General features: G+C 44.7%; 19 protein-coding genes. 13 read left to right on the top strand and 6 right to left on the bottom strand.

Annotated features, from left to right (window positions below):
- Positions 1 to 539: 539 nt before the first annotated feature.
- From MTX11_RS08185 to MTX11_RS08210, 6 genes are read left to right on the top strand one after another with little or no spacing between them, the layout of a single operon-like run.
- Complete coding sequence (locus MTX11_RS08185) at positions 540 to 2,297, top strand: ABC transporter substrate-binding protein (RefSeq protein ID WP_243474863.1); 1,758 nt, start codon at positions 540 to 542, stop codon at positions 2,295 to 2,297.
- Between the two features lie 22 nt (positions 2,298 to 2,319).
- Positions 2,320 to 4,122: an ABC transporter substrate-binding protein gene (locus MTX11_RS08190; RefSeq protein ID WP_243474864.1), complete on the top strand. Its 1,803-nt coding sequence runs from the start codon at positions 2,320 to 2,322 to the stop codon at positions 4,120 to 4,122.
- A gap of 20 nt (positions 4,123 to 4,142) precedes the next feature.
- Positions 4,143 to 6,149 (top strand): M3 family metallopeptidase, encoded by a 2,007-nt coding sequence (locus MTX11_RS08195; protein WP_243474865.1) that lies wholly within the window; start codon positions 4,143 to 4,145, stop codon positions 6,147 to 6,149.
- A gap of 12 nt (positions 6,150 to 6,161) precedes the next feature.
- Positions 6,162 to 7,100, top strand: a complete 939-nt coding sequence (locus tag MTX11_RS08200) for an ABC transporter permease (RefSeq protein WP_004279216.1) — start codon at positions 6,162 to 6,164, stop codon at positions 7,098 to 7,100.
- Positions 7,101 to 7,107: 7 nt separating this feature from the next.
- A complete protein-coding gene (locus MTX11_RS08205; protein WP_004646090.1) occupies positions 7,108 to 8,259 on the top strand; it encodes an ABC transporter permease in 1,152 nt (383 codons plus the stop codon).
- Between the two features lie 10 nt (positions 8,260 to 8,269).
- Positions 8,270 to 10,006: an ABC transporter ATP-binding protein gene (locus MTX11_RS08210; protein ID WP_243474866.1), complete on the top strand. Its 1,737-nt coding sequence runs from the start codon at positions 8,270 to 8,272 to the stop codon at positions 10,004 to 10,006.
- Between the two features lie 56 nt (positions 10,007 to 10,062).
- On the opposite strand, the gene rluB is transcribed toward MTX11_RS08210, so the two are convergent.
- From rluB to MTX11_RS08225, 3 genes are read right to left on the bottom strand one after another with little or no spacing between them, the layout of a single operon-like run.
- Positions 10,063 to 11,115 (bottom strand): 23S rRNA pseudouridine(2605) synthase RluB, encoded by a 1,053-nt coding sequence (rluB, locus tag MTX11_RS08215; protein ID WP_005107723.1) that lies wholly within the window; start codon positions 11,113 to 11,115, stop codon positions 10,063 to 10,065.
- Between the two features lie 41 nt (positions 11,116 to 11,156).
- Positions 11,157 to 11,747, bottom strand: coding sequence for an SMC-Scp complex subunit ScpB (gene scpB / locus MTX11_RS08220; protein ID WP_243474867.1), 591 nt, complete (start codon positions 11,745 to 11,747; stop codon positions 11,157 to 11,159).
- Positions 11,744 to 12,538, bottom strand: coding sequence for a segregation and condensation protein A (locus tag MTX11_RS08225; protein WP_004279221.1), 795 nt, complete (start codon positions 12,536 to 12,538; stop codon positions 11,744 to 11,746). Before MTX11_RS08225 ends, scpB begins: the two co-directional genes overlap by 4 nt.
- 503 nt (positions 12,539 to 13,041) lie before the next feature.
- Here MTX11_RS08225 and MTX11_RS08230 point away from each other — a divergent pair.
- A complete protein-coding gene (locus tag MTX11_RS08230) occupies positions 13,042 to 13,521 on the top strand; it encodes a hypothetical protein (protein WP_243474868.1) in 480 nt (159 codons plus the stop codon).
- A gap of 81 nt (positions 13,522 to 13,602) precedes the next feature.
- Here MTX11_RS08230 and MTX11_RS08235 read toward each other — a convergent pair whose 3' ends face one another.
- The 3 genes from MTX11_RS08235 to MTX11_RS08245 form a co-directional block, all read right to left on the bottom strand.
- On the bottom strand, positions 13,603 to 13,887 hold the full coding sequence (locus MTX11_RS08235; protein ID WP_004279223.1) for a hypothetical protein: 285 nt from the start codon (positions 13,885 to 13,887) through the stop codon (positions 13,603 to 13,605).
- A 45-nt stretch (positions 13,888 to 13,932) separates the two neighbouring features.
- Positions 13,933 to 14,550 (bottom strand): L-threonylcarbamoyladenylate synthase, encoded by a 618-nt coding sequence (locus MTX11_RS08240; protein ID WP_004730625.1) that lies wholly within the window; start codon positions 14,548 to 14,550, stop codon positions 13,933 to 13,935.
- Between the two features lie 87 nt (positions 14,551 to 14,637).
- Positions 14,638 to 15,300: an elongation factor P hydroxylase gene (locus tag MTX11_RS08245; RefSeq protein ID WP_168387083.1), complete on the bottom strand. Its 663-nt coding sequence runs from the start codon at positions 15,298 to 15,300 to the stop codon at positions 14,638 to 14,640.
- A gap of 97 nt (positions 15,301 to 15,397) precedes the next feature.
- Between MTX11_RS08245 and MTX11_RS08250 the strand changes: the two genes are divergently transcribed.
- From MTX11_RS08250 to lysM, 6 genes are all read left to right on the top strand, one after another.
- Positions 15,398 to 15,955, top strand: a complete 558-nt coding sequence (locus MTX11_RS08250) for a YceD family protein (RefSeq protein ID WP_004279226.1) — start codon at positions 15,398 to 15,400, stop codon at positions 15,953 to 15,955.
- Positions 15,956 to 16,032: 77 nt separating this feature from the next.
- Positions 16,033 to 16,215 carry a 50S ribosomal protein L32 gene (gene rpmF, locus MTX11_RS08255; protein ID WP_004279227.1) on the top strand — a complete coding sequence of 61 codons (183 nt, stop codon included), beginning with the start codon at positions 16,033 to 16,035 and terminating at the stop codon, positions 16,213 to 16,215.
- A 223-nt stretch (positions 16,216 to 16,438) separates the two neighbouring features.
- Entirely contained in the window at positions 16,439 to 17,425 is a 987-nt protein-coding gene (gene fabD, locus MTX11_RS08260; protein WP_243474869.1) for an ACP S-malonyltransferase, read from the top strand.
- Positions 17,422 to 18,156, top strand: coding sequence for a 3-oxoacyl-ACP reductase FabG (fabG, locus tag MTX11_RS08265; RefSeq protein WP_004646100.1), 735 nt, complete (start codon positions 17,422 to 17,424; stop codon positions 18,154 to 18,156). Before fabD ends, fabG begins: the two co-directional genes overlap by 4 nt.
- 83 nt (positions 18,157 to 18,239) lie before the next feature.
- Positions 18,240 to 18,476: an acyl carrier protein gene (acpP, locus tag MTX11_RS08270; RefSeq protein ID WP_004646101.1), complete on the top strand. Its 237-nt coding sequence runs from the start codon at positions 18,240 to 18,242 to the stop codon at positions 18,474 to 18,476.
- A 185-nt stretch (positions 18,477 to 18,661) separates the two neighbouring features.
- Positions 18,662 to 19,156, top strand: a complete 495-nt coding sequence (gene lysM / locus MTX11_RS08275; RefSeq protein ID WP_004279231.1) for a peptidoglycan-binding protein LysM — start codon at positions 18,662 to 18,664, stop codon at positions 19,154 to 19,156.
- The last annotated feature ends 22 nt before the right edge of the window (positions 19,157 to 19,178 follow it).

Below are 19,178 nucleotides of genomic sequence, written 5' to 3' on the forward strand. Positions count from 1 at the left end.
AAGAAAGTCTCTATATGAAACCATGAGAAAGTAAAAAATAAATATTTAATGAATAAGAATGGAATCTAAAACGGAAAGATAAATTGAATAAAGTTTAATCATGGTGCATGATTTTTACATAAAATACACAATAATTTAATAAGATAATAATTATATATTTCATTTGCTTATGTATGTATTTTCTTGGGTTGAAGTAGTGGGAGGATGCAATAATATGAAACAGGTCTGGTTTATTTTTGTGCAGACTAGGCTTGGGACTAGATTTTAAGAATAAATATTAAATTAATGATTCATGGAAAATATTATGTTATTGATAATGTTTTAAATGATTAATAAAAATAAGCTTTTTTGAGTTAATAACAGGAAAAAATCGTTATTTTTCGAGGATGGCATGAAATTCGCTTTGTTCATTTTATTCCATCTGTCCAGCTTTGACCCATCCATTGAAGCAAATATGGGATGATGTGTTAAAGACTTCCTATAGCAATAAAACTTCAAGATCAAGAATAGGTACAAATTTGAAATCAGCACTTTTCAGCATGACAATTTTGGCCTTGGCCATGACTACGGGGCAAGCCTCTTGGGCAAAATCATCTGCACATCCGGATAAAGTTTTAAACTTGGCTTTCGAAGCACCTGATGATGGTTTTGATATGGTCAAAACCTATAATTTTTATAGTGGTAGCGTTGCTGAAGCCATTTTTGAACCTTTATTGCGTTATGACTATCTGGCGCGGCCGGCAATTCTGGTACCAAATACCGCCGAATCCTTACCCAAGGTTGAACAGGATGGCAAAGTCTATACCTTTAAAATCAAGCCAGGAATTTATTTTAGTCCTGATCCTGTATTTCAGGGCAAGAAGCGTGAACTGGTGGCACGTGATTATATCTACTCCATGCAAAGGATCATGGATCCCACAAATCATTCTCCGTCTTTTTCTTTTATTGAGGGAAAAATCCTTGGGGCAGATCAGGTCATCCAGCAGGCTAAAAAAACTGGCAAGTTCAACTACGATGCACCTATTCCCGGTTTAAAAGCACTAGATAAATATACCTTACAAATTACCCTGACCCGTTCCGATCTGAATTTTCCATATATTCTGGCCTATGTGGCTTTTAGTGGTACCGCCCGGGAAGTGATCGAACATTATGGTCATCGGGCAGGTCAGCATCCGGTTGGAACAGGGGCGTATCAGTTACACAAATATGTGCCGCGTAGCCGTATTGAACTGACCGCTAACCCGAATTATCGTGGTTTTGTCTGGAACTTTAAGGGCGATGGTTCCGAGTGGGATCAACGTATTGTCAAAGCCATGCAAGGCAAGCAGATGCCGCAAATTGGCAAGGTCAAAATCAGTATTATTGAAGAGGAACAGTCTCGCTGGTTGGCTTTAAAGTCTGGACAACTGGACTATGACAAACTCACTGCGAGCGGCGCCGAACAGGCACTGGAAAATAAGCAGCTGAAAAGCGAATACAAGAAAAAAGGCATCCTGCATTATCCGAATAAAGAACCGGAAATTACCTATACCATCATGAATATGCGTGATCCGTTAATTGGTGGAAATTCACTGGAAAAAATTGCCTTACGTCGTGCTCTCGCCTTGTCCTATAACCAGAAAGAAGCCATCCAGCAGTTGTACAAAGGTCATGCCGATAAAGCTGAAATGATTTTGCCAGAGGGCGTGGGTGGACATGACCCGACGTATAAAAGCAGTATTGCTTATAACCCATTACTGGCCAATAAACTGCTTGACCGCTTTGGCTATAAGAAAGGCGCTGATGGTTACCGAACCTTGCCTGATGGCAAACCTTTGACACTAAAAATGAATTCAACCAGCTCAAGCTCTTCGGTGATTTCTGCAGAGTTATGGAAAAAGAATCTGGATGCGATCGGGGTGCGAATTGAGTTCAAGGTCAGTAATTTTGCTGACAATTTAAAAGAAGCCACCCAATGCAAACATATGATGTGGGGTGGGGCCTGGATTGCGGACTATCCGGAAGGGGAAAACTTTGCCCAATTACTGTATGGGCCAAATGCGCAGCAAGGCAACCTGAGTTGCTATACCTCAAAAGCCTATGACGCATTGTACCAGACTGCAATGAAACTGCCGCCACAGCAGCGGACGCCATATTATGAGCAGATGAACCGCCAGATGGAGGCCGATAATCCATGGATTCTGCACAATACTCGTATACGTAACTGGTTAATTCATCCGCATGTACAGGGCTTTAAAGCCCATCCGGTGACCAGAGCAGTTTGGCAATATATGGATATTGAACCTGTTAAAAAATAACTTGAGAAGATTAAGAACCAGTATGAATGTGAATAAAAATACTTTAAAAAAACTGGCCAGTGGGGTGTTAGTGGCCGGTTTGATGATGGCAGGGAGTGCACCGACATGGGCCAGCAATCCTGCCAACCCGAATAAGGTTTTAAAAACAGTATTTCTGGCAGCTGAAACCGGTTTTGATCCTGGTTATATCCATGACCGTTATTCAGCCAAGATTAATGCTGCGATTTTTGAGACCTTATTTACCTATGATTATCTGGCCTCGCCGGCAAAATTAGTGCCATTGACTGCAGTCAGTTTGCCTCAAGTGAGTGCAGACGGTTTGACTTATACCATTAAAGTTAAAAAGGGTATTTACTTTGCCGATGATCCGGTCTTCGGCGGTAAAAAACGTGAACTGACTTCGTATGACTATGCTTATAGCTTGAAACGTCTATTGGACCCAAAGCTGCATTCACCGAACAGCTGGTTGCTGGATGGCCGAATTAAAGGGCTGGACGCATGGATGGCCCTGACCAAAAAGAATGGCAAAGCCTATGAAAATCCGTTTGAAGGTATTCAGACCCCAGACCGCTATACCTTGGTATTAAAGCTGAATAATCCGGATCAGAACTTTCCGATGTTGCTGGCACATGGACCTGCCGCTGCAGTAGCTCGTGAAGTGATTGAAAAATATAAAGACAAGGCGGGTTGGGTCATGAATAGGCCAGTGGGAACTGGCCCTTACGTGCTCAGCCGTTGGACACCAGGCTCACGGATTATCTTAAAACCAAATCCAGCTTATCGTGGTTTTGTCTGGGACTTTAAAGCCAGTGGTGCAGAAGATCAGGCCATTGTAAAAGCCATGCAGGGCAAAAAAATGCCTCAAATCGGCACTATTGATGTGCGTGTTATTGAAGAAGCGCAATCCCGGATGCTGGCATTTAAGAAAAATGAACTGGACCTGCTCGAAATTGAAGGCGATATCGTCGTACAGGCCCTCGATGGTGACAAATTAAAGCCTGAGCTGGCTCAGCAGGGAGTGAAGCTGTCACGTATTTTAGAGCCCTCCATTAGTTACCATTACTGGAATATGCAAAACCCGGTCGTGGGTGGTTTCGCGCCAGAAAAAATTGCCTTACGTCGTGCCATGGCGATGGCATTTTCTGTAGAAAATATGATCAATGTATTACTTAAGGGAGATGGCGCAAAACTGCATATGCCTATTCCCCCAGGAGTAGCAGGCTATTCACCGTCCTATAAAAGCAGTATTCCCTATTCAGTCAAAGCAGCCAACATGTTGCTCGACCGCTATAACTACAAGATCGGTGCAGATGGCTGGCGAAAGACGCCTGAAGGTAAACCTCTGGTGATTGAACTGATTACTGGGAATACCAGTCGGGGCCAGCAGCAGGGTGAATTCTGGAAAAAGACCCTGGACAGTATCCATATTCAGCTGACCAGTAAGGCCATGCCATTCGCTGAAGGCATCAAGCTGGAAAAGCAATGTAAAACCATGTTTAAGAGTTCTGCATGGATTGCCGATTATCCAGATGCTGACAACTTTATGCAGTTGTTCTATGGCAAGAATGTCAATGTCACCAACAATGCCTGTTTCAAGCATCCTGAATTCGACCGTCTATACGAACAAACCCAGAGCATGCCGCCAGGTCCGGAGCGTGATCTGCTCTACCGCAAAATGACCCGAATTCTGGAAGTCAACATGCCGACCCTGATGCTCTATAGCACCTACCGTAACGCTTTGACCCAACCCCAAATTATTGGACATAAGTCCCATCCGATTCTGTCTTCAGAATGGATGTATATCGATATTAATACGAAAAAGTAAGAAAAAATCTGGAGATGAATATGAAATCAAAATCTTTAAAATTAAGTACCTTATGTTTAATGATGATGGGGGGATATCAAGGTGTAGCGGCAGATACCCAAGTACAGCTGCTGCCATTATTCAAGGCTGCAGAAATTCCGTCTTTATGTGATGCCAGTCTGGCCTCCATGCAAAAAGATATCCAGATATTTGAAAATAAGAAAATTAAAAATAAAGCCAAGGCCGGGCCTTATCTGGCTGAATGGGATGAATTGCATGCCAAAGCCCGTGATTTCGGTGCTGCAGTAGGGTTGTACAGTAATGTCGATCCGGATCCTGCATTGCGTCAGGCAGCCGATGACTGTGAACTTAAAATCAGCAAATACCAGACCACCCTGTATCAGAATCCTAAACTGTATGCCCAGTTCAAGAAACTGAAAGCCAGTGATCCGATTGATCAGAAATTTTTAGAAGATATTCTGGAGCAGTTTGAGAACACCGGGGTACAACTCAGTGCAGAAAAACAGAAACGACTGAAAGAAATTATTGAAGAAAGTACCAAACTGGGACAGGACTTTTCCAAAAATGTGCGGGATAACCCTGAAAAAGTTGAATTTACTCCAGCTGAAATGAAAGGCCTGCCAGAAAGTTACATCGCAAATTTAAAGAAAAATGAAAAGGGCAATTATCTGCTCGGCTTTGATTATCCGGAATACCAGCCTTTTATGGAGCTGGCAGAAAGTGATGAAGCACGCAAACGTTACCAGACCGCTTACACGCGTCGCGGGACCGAACAAAACTTGCAATTCATGAAAAAGGCCATTGATCTGCGTTATGAAATGGCACAACTTTTTGACAAGGAAAGCTATGCCCATTCTGCGCTTGAATTCCGCATGGCCAAAACTTCGGAAGCGGTGAACGGTTTTCTGGATGAGGTTTATGCCAAAGTTGCACCTCTAGAAAAGCAGGATGTAGAACAATTACGCCAGTTCAAGGCTGAAACTTTAAAAGTTCCATTAGAGAAAGCAGAAATTACACGCTGGAATCAGGGTTACTGGAGTGAAAAACTGCGTCAGGCCAAATACAAGGTAGACCAGGAAAAATTGCGGGATTATTTCCCGACAGAAGCATCGCAAAAATGGTTATTCGCTATTTCTTCGGAACTCTATGGCATTGAGTTCAATCCGGTGAAAGTCAAGGCCTGGCATGATGAAGTGGAATATTATGCGGTACATGACAAGGCTACGGGCGAATTCCTGGGCGGATTATATGTTGATAAATACCCGCGTGAAGGCAAATATGGGCATGCAGCTGTCTGGGGAGCTTATGGCGGCAGTACCCTGAATCAGCGTCGTCCGGTATCGGTACTGGTGACCAATTTTAACCGTAAGGGCTTGAACAGCAATGAACTGGAAACCTTTGTGCATGAAATGGGTCATGCCTTGCACGGGATTCTTTCGAAGACCCGCTATACAGAACAGTCTGGTACCTCGGTAGAGCGTGACTTTGTAGAAGCACCATCACAGATGTATGAAGAGTGGGCACGCCGTCTGGAAACCTTGTCAAAAGTAGCAGATTACTGTGAGCCAGCATGTCCTCGGGTGGATGCTGCCATGACCGAGCGCTTAAAGAATGTGAAGAATTACGGCCGAGGCCTGCATTATGCCCGTCAGGCTTTATATGCCCAATATGATATGGCCCTGCATGGTAAAGATGCAAAAAACATTGAGCCTTTAAAACTCTGGCAGGATATGGAAGGTAAAACTGCCTTGGGTTATGTTAACGGTCAGCAGTTCCCGGGACAGTTCGGGCATCTGATGGGCGGCTATCAGGCAGGTTACTACAGCTATATGTGGTCTGAGGTCATTGCCCTGGATATGCTTTCCTCCTTTGGCGATCAGCTGATGGACAAGAAAGTCGGTGCGCATTATCGCAATACGGTCCTGGCTCAAGGTGGTCAAAAGCATGGCGAGCAAATGGTGAAAGACTTCTTGGGTCGTGATCCGGACAGCAAAGCTTTCTTTAATGAAATCTCTGGAAAAAATTAAGGAAGGCAAGCGATGCTGGCATATATTATTCGACGGCTTTGGCAAATGATCCCGACCATGCTCGGGGTGATTTTGCTGATTTTCCTGCTGTTTAACTGGGTAGGCGGAGACCCTGCCTATATTCTGGCCGGTAAAATGGCCAATGCGGAACAGATTGAAAACATCCGTCAGCAACTGGGTGTGGATCAACCGTATTACGTACAACTCTGGATCTTTATCAAGCAGATTTTAACCTTTGATTATGGGGTGAGCTGGAGTACCGGAGAATCGGTGGCACAGATTATCACCACCCGTTTGGGGCCCTCACTGACCATTCTGATTCCACTGACCATTCTGCAAACTATTATTTCTATCATTTTGGCTTTGGGTGTGGCTTCGGTTCGTGGTTCTTTGACAGATCGCATGATCATGATGCTGTGTACGATCGGTATGTCGATCAGTATTCTGGTTTACATCATCGTGTTCCAATATTTCCTGGCCTATGAACTGAGCTGGTTCCCGGTACAGGGCTGGAGCGATAATTTTGCCGATAATCTTTTCAAATATGCCTTGTTACCTGTGCTGATTATGTTGGTGGTAAGTATCGCACCAACACTACGCCTGTATCGTAGTTTTGTACTGGATGAAGTCAATCAGGACTATGTACGTACTGCGCGTGCCAAAGGCCTGGGTGAAAACCGTATCATGGGCGTGCATGTCTTGCGCAATGCTTCGATTCCGATTATTACCGATGTGATGGCAGGACTTCCGGCACTGCTGATCGGTGCTTTCCTGATCGAACGTTTTTTTGGTATTCCGGGAATTGGCCGTGAAGTTATTATTGCGGTAGAACGTTCCGATTTTCCTGTGATTAAAGCCATTACGGTCTATGTCGCTGCTGCGACCATGATATTCAACCTGATTGCCGATCTGATCTATAAATGGGTCGATCCGCGTGTACAGTTGAAGTAGGTGAATTATGCTGAGTGCGATATTTAAAAAAGAACAAGCGGCTGAAGCAGCACCTGAATCGGCTTCAACAGGATTATGGCAACTGGCCATGCGCCGTTTGAAACGTGACCGGATTGCCATGTTTTCCCTGTATGTGGTGCTGTTTTATCTGCTGCTGCTGGTACTGTCAATGAGCGGCCTGATTGCCAAAGACTGGAATAAAGAAGTGGCGGTCAGCTATGCACCGCCGAGTTTTATCAGTGCAGCGCCAGTTCCGGCTGTATCTGATACAGAGCAGGGCGCAGAATCTGTACCTCTACCAGTCAATCCAGTTGATCCTTTAAAAGATGTCATTGCTGAATTGAATGCTGAAATTGCTGCTGAGCAGGGTGCTGGTGCAGGCATCGATTATTATGGAGTGGTCGATCCGCTGGCAGAAGACATGAAGGCCATTAATCAGGAGCTCGGCGGCCAGCTGATGGATGAAAGTGGGGAACTCAAGCAAAGTCTGGTCTTCGGCGCCGATAAATGGGGACAGGATGTTTTACAGAAAACCATCAAGGGGGCTGAAACCTCGATTCTGGTTGGACTGATTGCAGCCTTTGTCGCTGTACTGATTGGAACTGCACTGGGTGCAATAGCAGGTTACTTTGGTGGCTGGGTCGATGATCTTCTCAACTGGTTTTATAATATCTTTACTTCGATTCCCTATCTGTTGCTGGTTTTGGCGATTGCCGCAGTGTTACAACAAAAAGGTATTTTATCAATCATCCTGATTTTAGGTCTGACTGGCTGGACCGGGGTCTTCCGTTTGGTTCGTGCCGAATACATGAAACATACGGCACGTGAATATGTGCTGGCTGCCAAGGCGATTGGCGTGAGTAATATGCGTCGTATGTTTGTCCATATTTTTCCCAATGTCAGCCATATTGCCCTGGTACAGATGTCTATTCTGGTGGTGGCATTTATCAAGTCTGAAGTCATTTTGAGCTTCCTTGGTTTCGGTGTGCCTATCGGGGTAGTGTCATGGGGCAGTATGCTAAATGAAGCGCAAAGCGAGCTGATTTTGGGTAAATGGTGGCAACTGGCGGCAGCCTCAATCGCCATGGCGGTATTGGTAACTGCTTTCTCGATGTTTACCGATGCACTCCGTGATGCATTAGATCCAAAACTGAAATAGGAGCGCAACGATGTCTGAAATCAATCCAAGCACAGCACCTGCGCTACTTCGCGTAGAAAATCTACGAGTCAGTTTTAAAGGTGAAAATAAAGAATATATTGAGACTGTAAAAGGGGTTTCTTTCGAGATTCCGGCCAATACCACAGTTGCACTGGTAGGCGAATCGGGAAGTGGCAAGTCGGTCACTTCCCTCGCCATTATGGGCCTGCTTCCGGCAGAAAGCGCACGTATTTCAGAAGATAGCCAGATCATCTTTGAAGGGAAAAACCTGCTCAAGCTTAAAACCCGTGAAATGCGCCAGATGTGTGGCAAAGACATTGCCATGATTTTTCAGGAGCCGATGTCTTCGCTAAATCCGGTATTTACAGTAGGCATGCAGATTGCAGAAATCCTGCAACTACATTTAGGCATGAATAAAAAACAGGCGCGGCAACGTACCCTGGAGCTCCTCAAAGAAGTGGGGATCCCTGCGCCAGAAACTAAAATTGATGCCTATCCGGGGCAGCTTTCCGGTGGACAGCAGCAACGGGTCATGATTGCCATGGCTATTGCCTGTGAACCGAAACTGTTGATTGCAGATGAACCGACCACCGCTCTGGATGTGACTATTCAAAAGCAGATTCTGGACTTGCTGGAATCGCTGCGTCAGCGTCGTCAGATGTCGATGCTGTTTATTACCCATGATTTGGCATTGGTTGGTGAAATTGCCGATCAGGTGATTGTGATGCGCCATGGGGAAATCCGTGAACAAGGTCCGGTTCGGGAGGTGCTGGACCGGCCTCAGGACATGTATACCAAAGCCTTGTTGCACTGCCGCCCGCAACTCTCGCAACGTCCGCTACGTTTGCCGATGATTAGTGATTTTATGAAACAGGATGGCTCAACCTGGCTGGAAGATATCCGCCTGAATACTCAGCTTCCGCAACGTTCACGTGGACTAAAAGGCGGAGAGGAAATTATTCTGGATGTACGGGATCTGAAAAAATCTTTTTATAGTCGTAAAGGACTGTTTGGCAAAGATGAGTTTCAAGCAGTAAAAGGAATTTCTTTCCAACTGGCCAAAGGCAAGACCTTAGGGCTGGTCGGGGAGTCCGGTTCGGGTAAAACCACCATCGGTTTATTGCTGATGCGTCTGCAACAGGCTACGGGCGGTAAAGCACTGTTTCAGGGTCGGGACATTCTGGACATGTCGGAACAGGAATTTACCCAGTATCAACGTAAAATCCAGATCATTTTCCAGAATCCCTATGCTTCTCTAAATCCACGTTTTACTGTTGGACAAATCCTGATGGAACCGATGCAGATTCATAAAATTGGTCAGGATGATGCTGAACGCAAACAAATGGCCTTGGATCTGCTGGAGCGGGTCAGCTTACCTGCACAGGCTTTTTATCGTTATCCGCATGAGTTTTCTGGTGGTCAACGCCAGCGGATTGCAATTGCACGTTGCCTGACCTTAAAACCCGAGATTTTAATCTGTGATGAATCGGTTTCGGCGCTGGATGTATCAGTACAGGCGCAGGTGCTGAATTTACTACAAGATTTACAGGATGAATTTGGACTGAGCTATATCTTTATTTCGCATGATTTGTCGGTAGTAAAATATATTTCTGATCAGATCATGGTGATGAATCATGGGGAGCTGGTGGAAATTGCCAATTCGGATGAGCTGTATCAATCCCCACAGCATGAATATACCAAGCGTTTACTCAGTGCCATTCCGCAAGGGATTCCACAAAGTGCCTGATACATAAGGCATAAAAAAAGTCAGGCAATGCGCCTGACTTTTTTTATTTATCTTAATTAAAACTTTTTAAAGCCTTTGTTGACGCCATATGGACGGCGCGGCGCATTTTCATCACGCTCTTCACGGCGGCCGAAACCTTGATCAGGACGGTTTTCACGACGTACAAACTGAGTGCCATTCTGGTTTTCAGCTCTGTCACGACGACCATAAGCATTGTCATCACGACGCTCACGGCCAGTATTATTTTGTGGTTGCTCATCACTGTCACGACGTTGCTGACGCAAGAAACCGCCACGGCGCGCAGCCATCGGCTTGTCCTGCATACGTTCATTACGGCGTTTCGCCATACCAAACAAACCTGTACCTTGACGTGGTTTCAATTCCACAGCTTTGGTCAGGTTGTCGATATCGTTTTTATCCAGTTCAATCCAGCGACCGGTACGCAGTTCACGTGGCAAAATCACAGTACCATAACGGGTACGCAGTAGACGGCTAACTTTCAGACCTTGCGATTCAAAGATACGACGTACTTCACGGTTACGACCTTCTTTTACTACTACCTGGAACCAACGGTTGATCCCGTCACCGCCCAATTCAGAGAAAGATTCGAATTTTGCCGGACCATCGTCAAGCACTACGCCTTTGAGCATGTTGTTGCGAATTTGTGGTGTAACTTCACCCATGACACGAACTGCATATTCACGTTCGATTTCATTCGATGGGTGCATCAAGCGGTTGGCAAGTTCGCCATCATTTGTGAACAAGAGCAGACCGGTCGAGTTAATATCCAGACGACCGACCATCACCCAGCGATCGCCTGGAATAGCAGGCAGCTGTTCAAACACGGTCGGACGGTTTTCAGGATCGCTACGTGAACAAATCTCGCCTTCAGGCTTGTAATAGATAATGACACGACGACGGATTTCGTCTTCAATCTGAAAGGCAACTTTACGACCATCGATGCGAAGCTCATCACCTGGTTCGATTCGTTCACCCACTTGGGCAATTTGCCCGTTGACACTTACACGACCCGCGGCAATGACTTCTTCCATATAACGGCGAGAACCCAAACCAACGCGTGCAAGCACCTTTTGCAACTTTTCACTCATGACAGCATAACCTTAGAAATAATTATCAACAGTTCACCTATTTATGACTTCGGTGCATTCGCATCGAGGGCCATAAAAGCTTCCTTGGCATCCTGCAGGGGAGGCAATTGGCCCAAACTATTCAGGCCAAACGCATTTAAAAATTGTGGCGTTGTCATTAACAACGCAGGTCTTCCAGGGAGTTCACGAAATCCGGACTCTTTAATCCAGTTCCAGTCAAACAGCGTACGCAGGTTTTGACTGTTATTCGTAACACCACGAATCTGTTCAATATCCGCTCGAGTCACTGGCTGGTGATAAGCAATCACTGCAAGCGTCTCCAGTAATGAAGGCGATAAGCGAGCCGGTCGCTCAGGCCAGGTCTGTGCAATAATATTACGATATTTTGCACGCACTTGAAAACGATAACCTTGTGCTGTTTCAATCAGTTCGATCGAACGGCCATGCATCAGCATGGAAAGTTGTTGTAAATACTGACGTAATTCCTGCTTGCTATAGTGATCCTGAAAAGTTTCTTTCAGACGAGCCAATGAAACCGCGGAGTCGCTGGCAAAAATAATGGCTTCAAGCTGCATCAATACTTCATGCAGATTATCTTCTGCAGATAACAGCGTATTTTGATCGAGTGTCATTGACTGGCTCCTTGAATTGCGAGCGGGGCTTCAATACCTGTAGCAATAATCTGAATTTTTTGTTGTCGGGTCAGTTCCAGCACCGCCATAAAGGTTACCACCATACCCATACGGCCTTGGCTCGGTTTTAACAAGTCCTTAAAGCTGAGTATTGCGCCAGTTTCAATACAACTTTCAATATAGGCAATACGTTCTTCCAGCAGTACCGGTTCCTGTTGCACCTGATGAATCACGGGTTCAGGACGATTAAATATACAAAGCAAGGCATCACGCAATAAATCGCTTGAATAGCCTTCATTCGGCTGCTGGATTTCGCCCAAACTGACGTTGGTGGTGAAAGTGTCACGTTCCAGAATCGGCATCTGGCCCAGACGTTCTGCTGCCTGTTTAATTCTTAAATAATTTTCTAAACGGTCAATCAGTTCTTGTTTTGGATCCTGTTCAATCGCAGTCAGGCTTTTCGGTTTCGGCAAAAGCAAACGTGATTTCAGATCTGCCAGTAAGGCCGCCATCACCATATAGTCGGCCGTCAGCTCGATGTTCAGGGATTTCATCGCGTCCATATAAGACAAATACTGCGCTGCAATCGGCGCGATATCGACCTGTAACAGATCAAAACCGTTTTTTTGAATCAGGTAAATTAAAAAGTCGAGTGGGCCTTCAAAATGTTCTAATAAGATTTCAAATGCCGCTGGAGGAATGTACAGATCCTCTGGAATTGTATCCTGCCATTCATCCAGAACCCGAATGTGCGGAGCAGATTCCATAGTGTTATGGATAATTTGAGTCATTACAATTATAGGCCACGCGAATTTTCAAAGGCATGCAAAGGCTTGATTTTCGGTATCTGATCGAAAGAAAAGCACAGGATTAAGCGTTGTCATTGTACTGGAAAAGTAACTTTAAATAAATTAAATAAGCCGTCAAAGCCATAAAAACTTAAAAAAATAATGGAATTTATCTGCGATTTTAAAATAGCACAAAGGAAAATGGCAGAATCGGGCGGGAAATGCAGCGGTGATTTTCATGCTAAATTGGCTCTCATAATTAAGCTTATCTGGTAGATGATGCCAGTTGATTCACTTCAAAACTCGATCAATACAGTGATTCTCCTCAAAAGAGTAAATAAGCTAGCTGGCAGATATCGAATGATTTTCAAACGGATTTCCCATTAAAAAACATAAAATTAATAAGTATTAATAAAATATCTCCCTATAATTTTTGGTCAAAAATACCGCTATACTCTCGAAAAATAGTCAAGAATCACAAAAATCAATAAAAAGGTGAAGAAAGCATGCCACTTATTCTGGTTGTTATTGGGATGATCGCATTCGGGGGATTTTGGGCTTATCCCAAATATCAGATTATGCAGCTTGAAGATGAAGCACGCACAGGACTGAAATTAGGTGGATTTTCAGCTTTTGCGGAACAGGCCCGACCTGTCATGCAGGCCATGAAAATGGATTTTAGTGTGCTGGACCAATATCCCAATATTCGTTTTTACATGCGGCATATGGCTTATGAGGGCGACCAGCTGGATGAGCGGATTAAACTGGATATGCAAGCCATGTCTTGTGAGTCGATCAATTCCTTTAAAGTCATGGAACCCAAAGCACGTACGGCGATGCTGAATGTACTGGAAGATGATCAGATCATTTTTCATGTGTATCTGAAAAATAAGCTGGGCGAGGAACTCATGCACCATGAACAGAAGCTATCGCAATGCCCAAATTTCATTGCAGTTCGTCATTATGAACGTAGTTCAGATTCCTAAACTGGTTTTGGCAACCATTGCATACCTGTCGAATTGAAAAGAATAGAACTGCAACCTCTCACCCTATGCTTTTTTAGATTTTCATGGTGAGGAATGATTGTATTCCTTGGTCGCAAATTCAATGATACGTTGGCAAGTCTCTGCCAGGCATACATTTTGGTTTGAATAGATCTGCAACAACTGTCTCGCTACAGCCAACGTCAGGAAAAATTGGTACTCAGTATGATCAATATTTACAGTGGGATGGGAAGGAAAATGTGCTTCGACCATGACTGCCTTGGATTGGAGTGTCCAAGGCAGTTCTGCATAGATTAAATCCTGTGCAGAAAATTCATGCTGATTTAGCAGGAGATAAAATAAATCCATTCATTTTGACTCCCCGAATGTTTGTAGGAATTTCTCAAGCGTCGTTTATTCAAAGGCGCTGACATCTCCCATACCACGACGAATCACTTCTGGATGATCACCGGATAAATCTACAATAGAAGTTGTGCTCAACGTGCCTAAACCACTATCTACAAAAACATCAATGCGTTTGCCCAGCTGCATTTCAATATCATAAGGATCATCGAGTGGGTCAGTCTGACCCGGTAAAATCAGGGTAGAGGTCAATAACGGCTCACCGAGTTCTTTGAGTAACAGCTGACATACCGGATTATTCGGAATGCGTAGACCAATAGTTTTCTTTTTAGGATGCATCAACCGACGTGGCACTTCACTGGTCGCAGGTAAAATAAAGGTCGTGATGGCCGGTGTATTATTTTTCAGCAAACGGTACATGGCATTGTCCACTTTGGCATAAGTGGCAATATCGGATAAATCACAGCACAGAATCGCATATTGATGCTTTGGGCCCAAACCACGAATTTGCGCAATCCGCTCCATGGCACTCTTGTTCCCAATCTGGCAACCAATCGCATAGGCCGCATCAGTGGGATAGACCACCACATCACCCGCACGGATACGTTCCACTGCCTGACTGATTAAGCGGGGTTGCGGATTGTCTGGGTGTACGCGTAAATGCAGCATAGAGACTACTCCAAGCTTGGGCTGATGGCTTATTATGTGGCGCTCAGGCAAGATCTGGCAATCATAAAAAAGGTAGATTTGTGTAATTTAATCAAGCATTTCACGTATAAATTCATCAGATTGTAAACTTTTGCCACCTCTGATGCAGATACAGATACATTGGATAAAGCGTGCTGCATCACGTGGAAGTTTGGCTGTACCATTAAAATAAGCCTGTACTTGAGCGTAGACATTATCTTTAAAGCTGGCACCATCACCGCCGTCGCCAGCCAGGTTATCCAAAGAAACCCGGAATTTACGGCCAAAAGCCTGGGCAAACATCCATTCAATCGCCTGTGGCTTGATTTCGACCTGTTCAAATAAAGCCTGCTGTTCGCGGGTGCGGCCATCCGGTGCATACCAGTAACCCAGATCAGGCAACAGACGGCGTTTGTCTCCGGCAATGGTCCAGTGACTGATTTCATGCAAGGCACTATTAAAGAAACCATGCGCAAACTGGATCAGGGCAGGACGGTCTGCGCTGGCAGGGAAATATTCTGGTTCAAATTCGCCGCGCACTAAAGTGACATTTAAATGGGAAAACCAGTGATTAAAGTGTAAGATGAGCCAGTCCACTTGCTGCGCTTCTGACGATAAATTCGCCCATGGCGAGAGTTGCACTTGTTGTGTTGAACTGTCAGAATCAAGGCTTGGAATTGTGCTAACGAGTGATGAAACATTCACTTCTGTTTGCGGCTGCAACAGATGCATGACTTGAGTTACCCAAATGGTCTGTCGAAATAAGTACAAAATTGTATCTTAATCTTTGACAGAGTACTGATGAATTTGTAGAATTGCCGCCTTAATTATGTCAGCAAATACCTTTCCGGCACAGATTGAGCCGTTTAAATGGGCTGAACAGGGCTTTAAATGGTCAGGTCAACTGCCTTTATCCCGCTTTGTTCGTATCGCTCGTGAAGCTGTTGGATCAATTGATGATCAATTGATTAACATAGACTGTAAGCTATCAATGGATGCCTATCATCGTATTGCATGGCTAGATGGTCACGTTGAAACAAAAGTTCCTATGGAATGCCAGCGCTGTCTGGAAACTGTAGAAATTGAACTGGTTTCTTCATTCCATTTGGCACTTGTGGATGATGAGTCACTGATAGAGCGCTTGGATGAGGATGCTGATTTCATCGTCCTAGGTGAAAGTGAAGCAACGACCAAAGGTGATTATGATGCACCGGCGACCGCTGATTTGCTCGCGCTGATAGAAGATGAACTGTTATTGTTGATGCCGTTGTCGCCTAAACATGAGTTTTGTGAACATAAGCATCAACCTGCCGTAGAAGAAGTGGCTGAAGAAAAACGGGACAACCCGTTTGAAGTTTTGGCTGCTTTGAAGGGTAAACTTAACTAATTTTTGTGTTATACTCTTGTGTATAAGACAATCGAATTTGTTCTGATCCATTTTTTCGATCTTTGTAAGGAGCCATCATGGCCGTTCAGCAAAACCGTAAAAGTCGCTCTCGCCGTGACATGCGCCGTTCACATGACGCTTTAACCGAGAATGCATTAACTGTAGACCAAGCTACTGGCGAGACTCACCGTCGTCACCACGTATCTAAAGATGGTATCTACCGTGGTCGTCAATTATTCGCTAAAGCATCTGCTGAATAATTGGTGATGTATTAAGCGTCAAGCTTAGTAGAAAAAATGGGAGCATTTAGCTCCCTTTTTTTTGTCTTTGATTTCTAGGTGTATCGGTTTTTTGTTGTATTTGGCAATTACCGCCGACAAAATTACATGCTAAATTGCGCTCCACAATGATTTAGGTGGTCTTATTGGTCAGTCTTCTTGTTAGGATTGAAGAAGCACACCTCTTGAATGAAAGGATTTTATTATGTCTGCTACACCACTCGAACAAGCAGCGCCAGCAACAAAAACTGCATTTGTGTTTCCGGGTCAGGGTTCCCAAAAAGCTGGTATGCTGGCTGAGCTTGCAGAACAGTTTGCGAGTATTCGCGAGACATTTGCAGAAGCATCTGAAGCCGTCGGTTTTGATCTGTGGCAGATTGCGCAAACTGGCGAAGGTCTGGATCAAACCGAATTTACCCAGCCGGTATTGCTGACTGCAAGTATTGCCTTATGGCGCGTGTGGTTGGAATCTGGCGGTGTAGCACCGAAATATCTGGCAGGCCATTCACTGGGTGAATATAGCGCACTGGTCGCATCGGGTGCTTTAAGCCTAGGTGATGCTGCGAAGCTGGTGAACCTGCGTGGCAAATTGATGCAAACTGCTGTACCTCAGGGTGTGGGTGCAATGGCTGCCATTTTGGGTCTGGACGATGCCAAAGTGATTGAGCTGTGTGCACAAGCAACTGCAGCAGGCGAAGGCTCTGTCGAAGCAGCGAACTATAATGCGCAAGGGCAAGTAGTCGTTGCAGGCAATAAAGATCGCGTTGAAGCAGTCATGGCACTGGCCAAAGAAAATAGCGCCAAAGCGATTGCACTGCCGGTATCGGTTCCATCGCACTGTTCATTGATGAAACCTGCGGCAGAACAGTTTGCACCCGCATTGGAACAAACCGCCATTGAGCTGCCACGCATTCCTGTATTACAAAATGTAGGCGCTGAAGCTGCGGCGGATGTCCCTGCATTGCGTCAGGCTCTCACTGCGCAGTTATATCAATCGGTACAATGGACCAAAACGCTGCAATTCCTGCAAGATGAGGGGATTGAGTACATCGTAGAATGTGGTCCGGGTAATGTATTGAGCAATCTGGCGAAACGCTTGCCGAATATTCAAAAAGCACTTCCACTAGACAGTCAATCCCGTCTGGAAGATGCATTAAACACCGTATTGGCGGCAGAAGGGAAAAGTGCATGACACAGGAACGTAAAGTTGCTCTGGTAACAGGTGCAAGTCGTGGTATTGGTGCTGCGATCGCACAGCAATTGATTCAAGACGGTTATTTTGTCGTAGGTACTGCAACGTCTGAAGCAGGTGCGGAAAAATTATCGGCAGAATTTGCTGAAAATGGCGCTGGAAAAGTACTAGATGTACGTGATGGTGCTGCGATTGATGCGCTGGTAACGGACATCGAACAGAACTATGGTCCAGTCCTTGCGTTGGTCAATAATGCAGGTATTACCAAAGACAATTTGCTGCTGCGTATGTCTGAAGATGACTGGGATGATATTTTAAATATTCACCTGAAAGCAGTTTACCGTTTATCTAAGCGTGTGCTGAAAGGCATGACCAAGGCGCGTTTCGGTCGCATCATTAACATCAGTTCTGTGGTGGCACACTTTGCCAACCCCGGTCAGGCCAACTATTCTGCTGCCAAAGCAGGTATTGAGGCATTTAGCCGTAGCCTTGCCAAAGAAATGGGCAGTCGTCAGATTACGGTAAACTCGGTCGCACCAGGTTTTATTGCGACTGAGATGACTGAACAGTTAAGCGAAGAAATTCGTAAAAAAATGACTGAGCAAGTGGCATTAAACCGTTTAGGTGATCCACAGGATATCGCAAATGCCGTAAGTTTCTTGGCTTCAGATAAAGCCAGTTACATTACTGGTACAGTTATGCATGTAAATGGGGGCTTATACATGAGCTAAGCTCAAGTATAAACTTTCCAAATTTTTTAGATTCAATTAAACTAACGGCATTAAAAACGCCACAAGCAATGAGGAGAATTCCTGTGAGCGATATCGAACAACGTGTTAAGCAAGCAGTTGCAGAACAACTTGGTATCAAAATCGAAGAGATTAAAAACGAAGCATCTTTCATGGATGACTTAGGTGCAGATTCTCTAGATCTAGTTGAACTTGTTATGTCTTTCGAAAATGATTTCGACATCACGATTCCTGATGAAGATTCTAACGAAATCACAACTGTTCAATCTGCAATTGACTACGTTTCTAAGAAACTAGGTTAATCGCCGATTTCAGCTTTGCTGAACATAAAGACCACCCTAGAGGTGGTTTTTTTGTGTCTGCTTTTCACATGAATGGAGGTTTTACAATTCATTACCTTTCTGTCACCAATGACTAACTATCTCTCTAGAGTTTTCATTATAAAAATAAGAGTGATGTGACATTAACAACAAGAATGGAGTCCGCTATGGGTCTTTTTGATTTTGTAAAAGGTATCGGTAAGAAGAATACAGCTGCTGCGGAACCACAGGCTGCACCTACAACGACAACGCCGGCTGCAGCACAACCTGCGGAGCCTTCTGCTCAGGAAGTGGCAAATAAATTACTCGGCCATGTGAAAAGTCTGGGCCTTCCGATCACTGGTTTATCCATCAGTTATAATTCAGCCTCAGATCTGGCGACGGTCAGAGGTCAGGTACAAAGTCAGGCCGATCGTGAAAAGATTGTTCTGGCCGTGGGTAATATTGATCATGTGGCCAAAGTGGATGATCAGCTTACAGTGAGTAGTCCTGAGCCGGAAAGTAAGTTCTACACGGTGAAATCAGGTGACAGTTTGTCAAAAATCTCAAAAGAATTTTATGGTGATGCCAATCAGTATAATAAAATTTTTGAAGCCAACCGTCCGTTGCTCAAAGATGCAGATGATATTTTTCCGGGACAGGTGCTCCGCATTCCTGCTTAAGGTTTAATAAGTCCAATCAATG

Source organism: Acinetobacter lwoffii, assembly GCF_022809915.1.
Taxonomy (GTDB): Bacteria; Pseudomonadota; Gammaproteobacteria; order Pseudomonadales; family Moraxellaceae; genus Acinetobacter; species Acinetobacter lwoffii_M.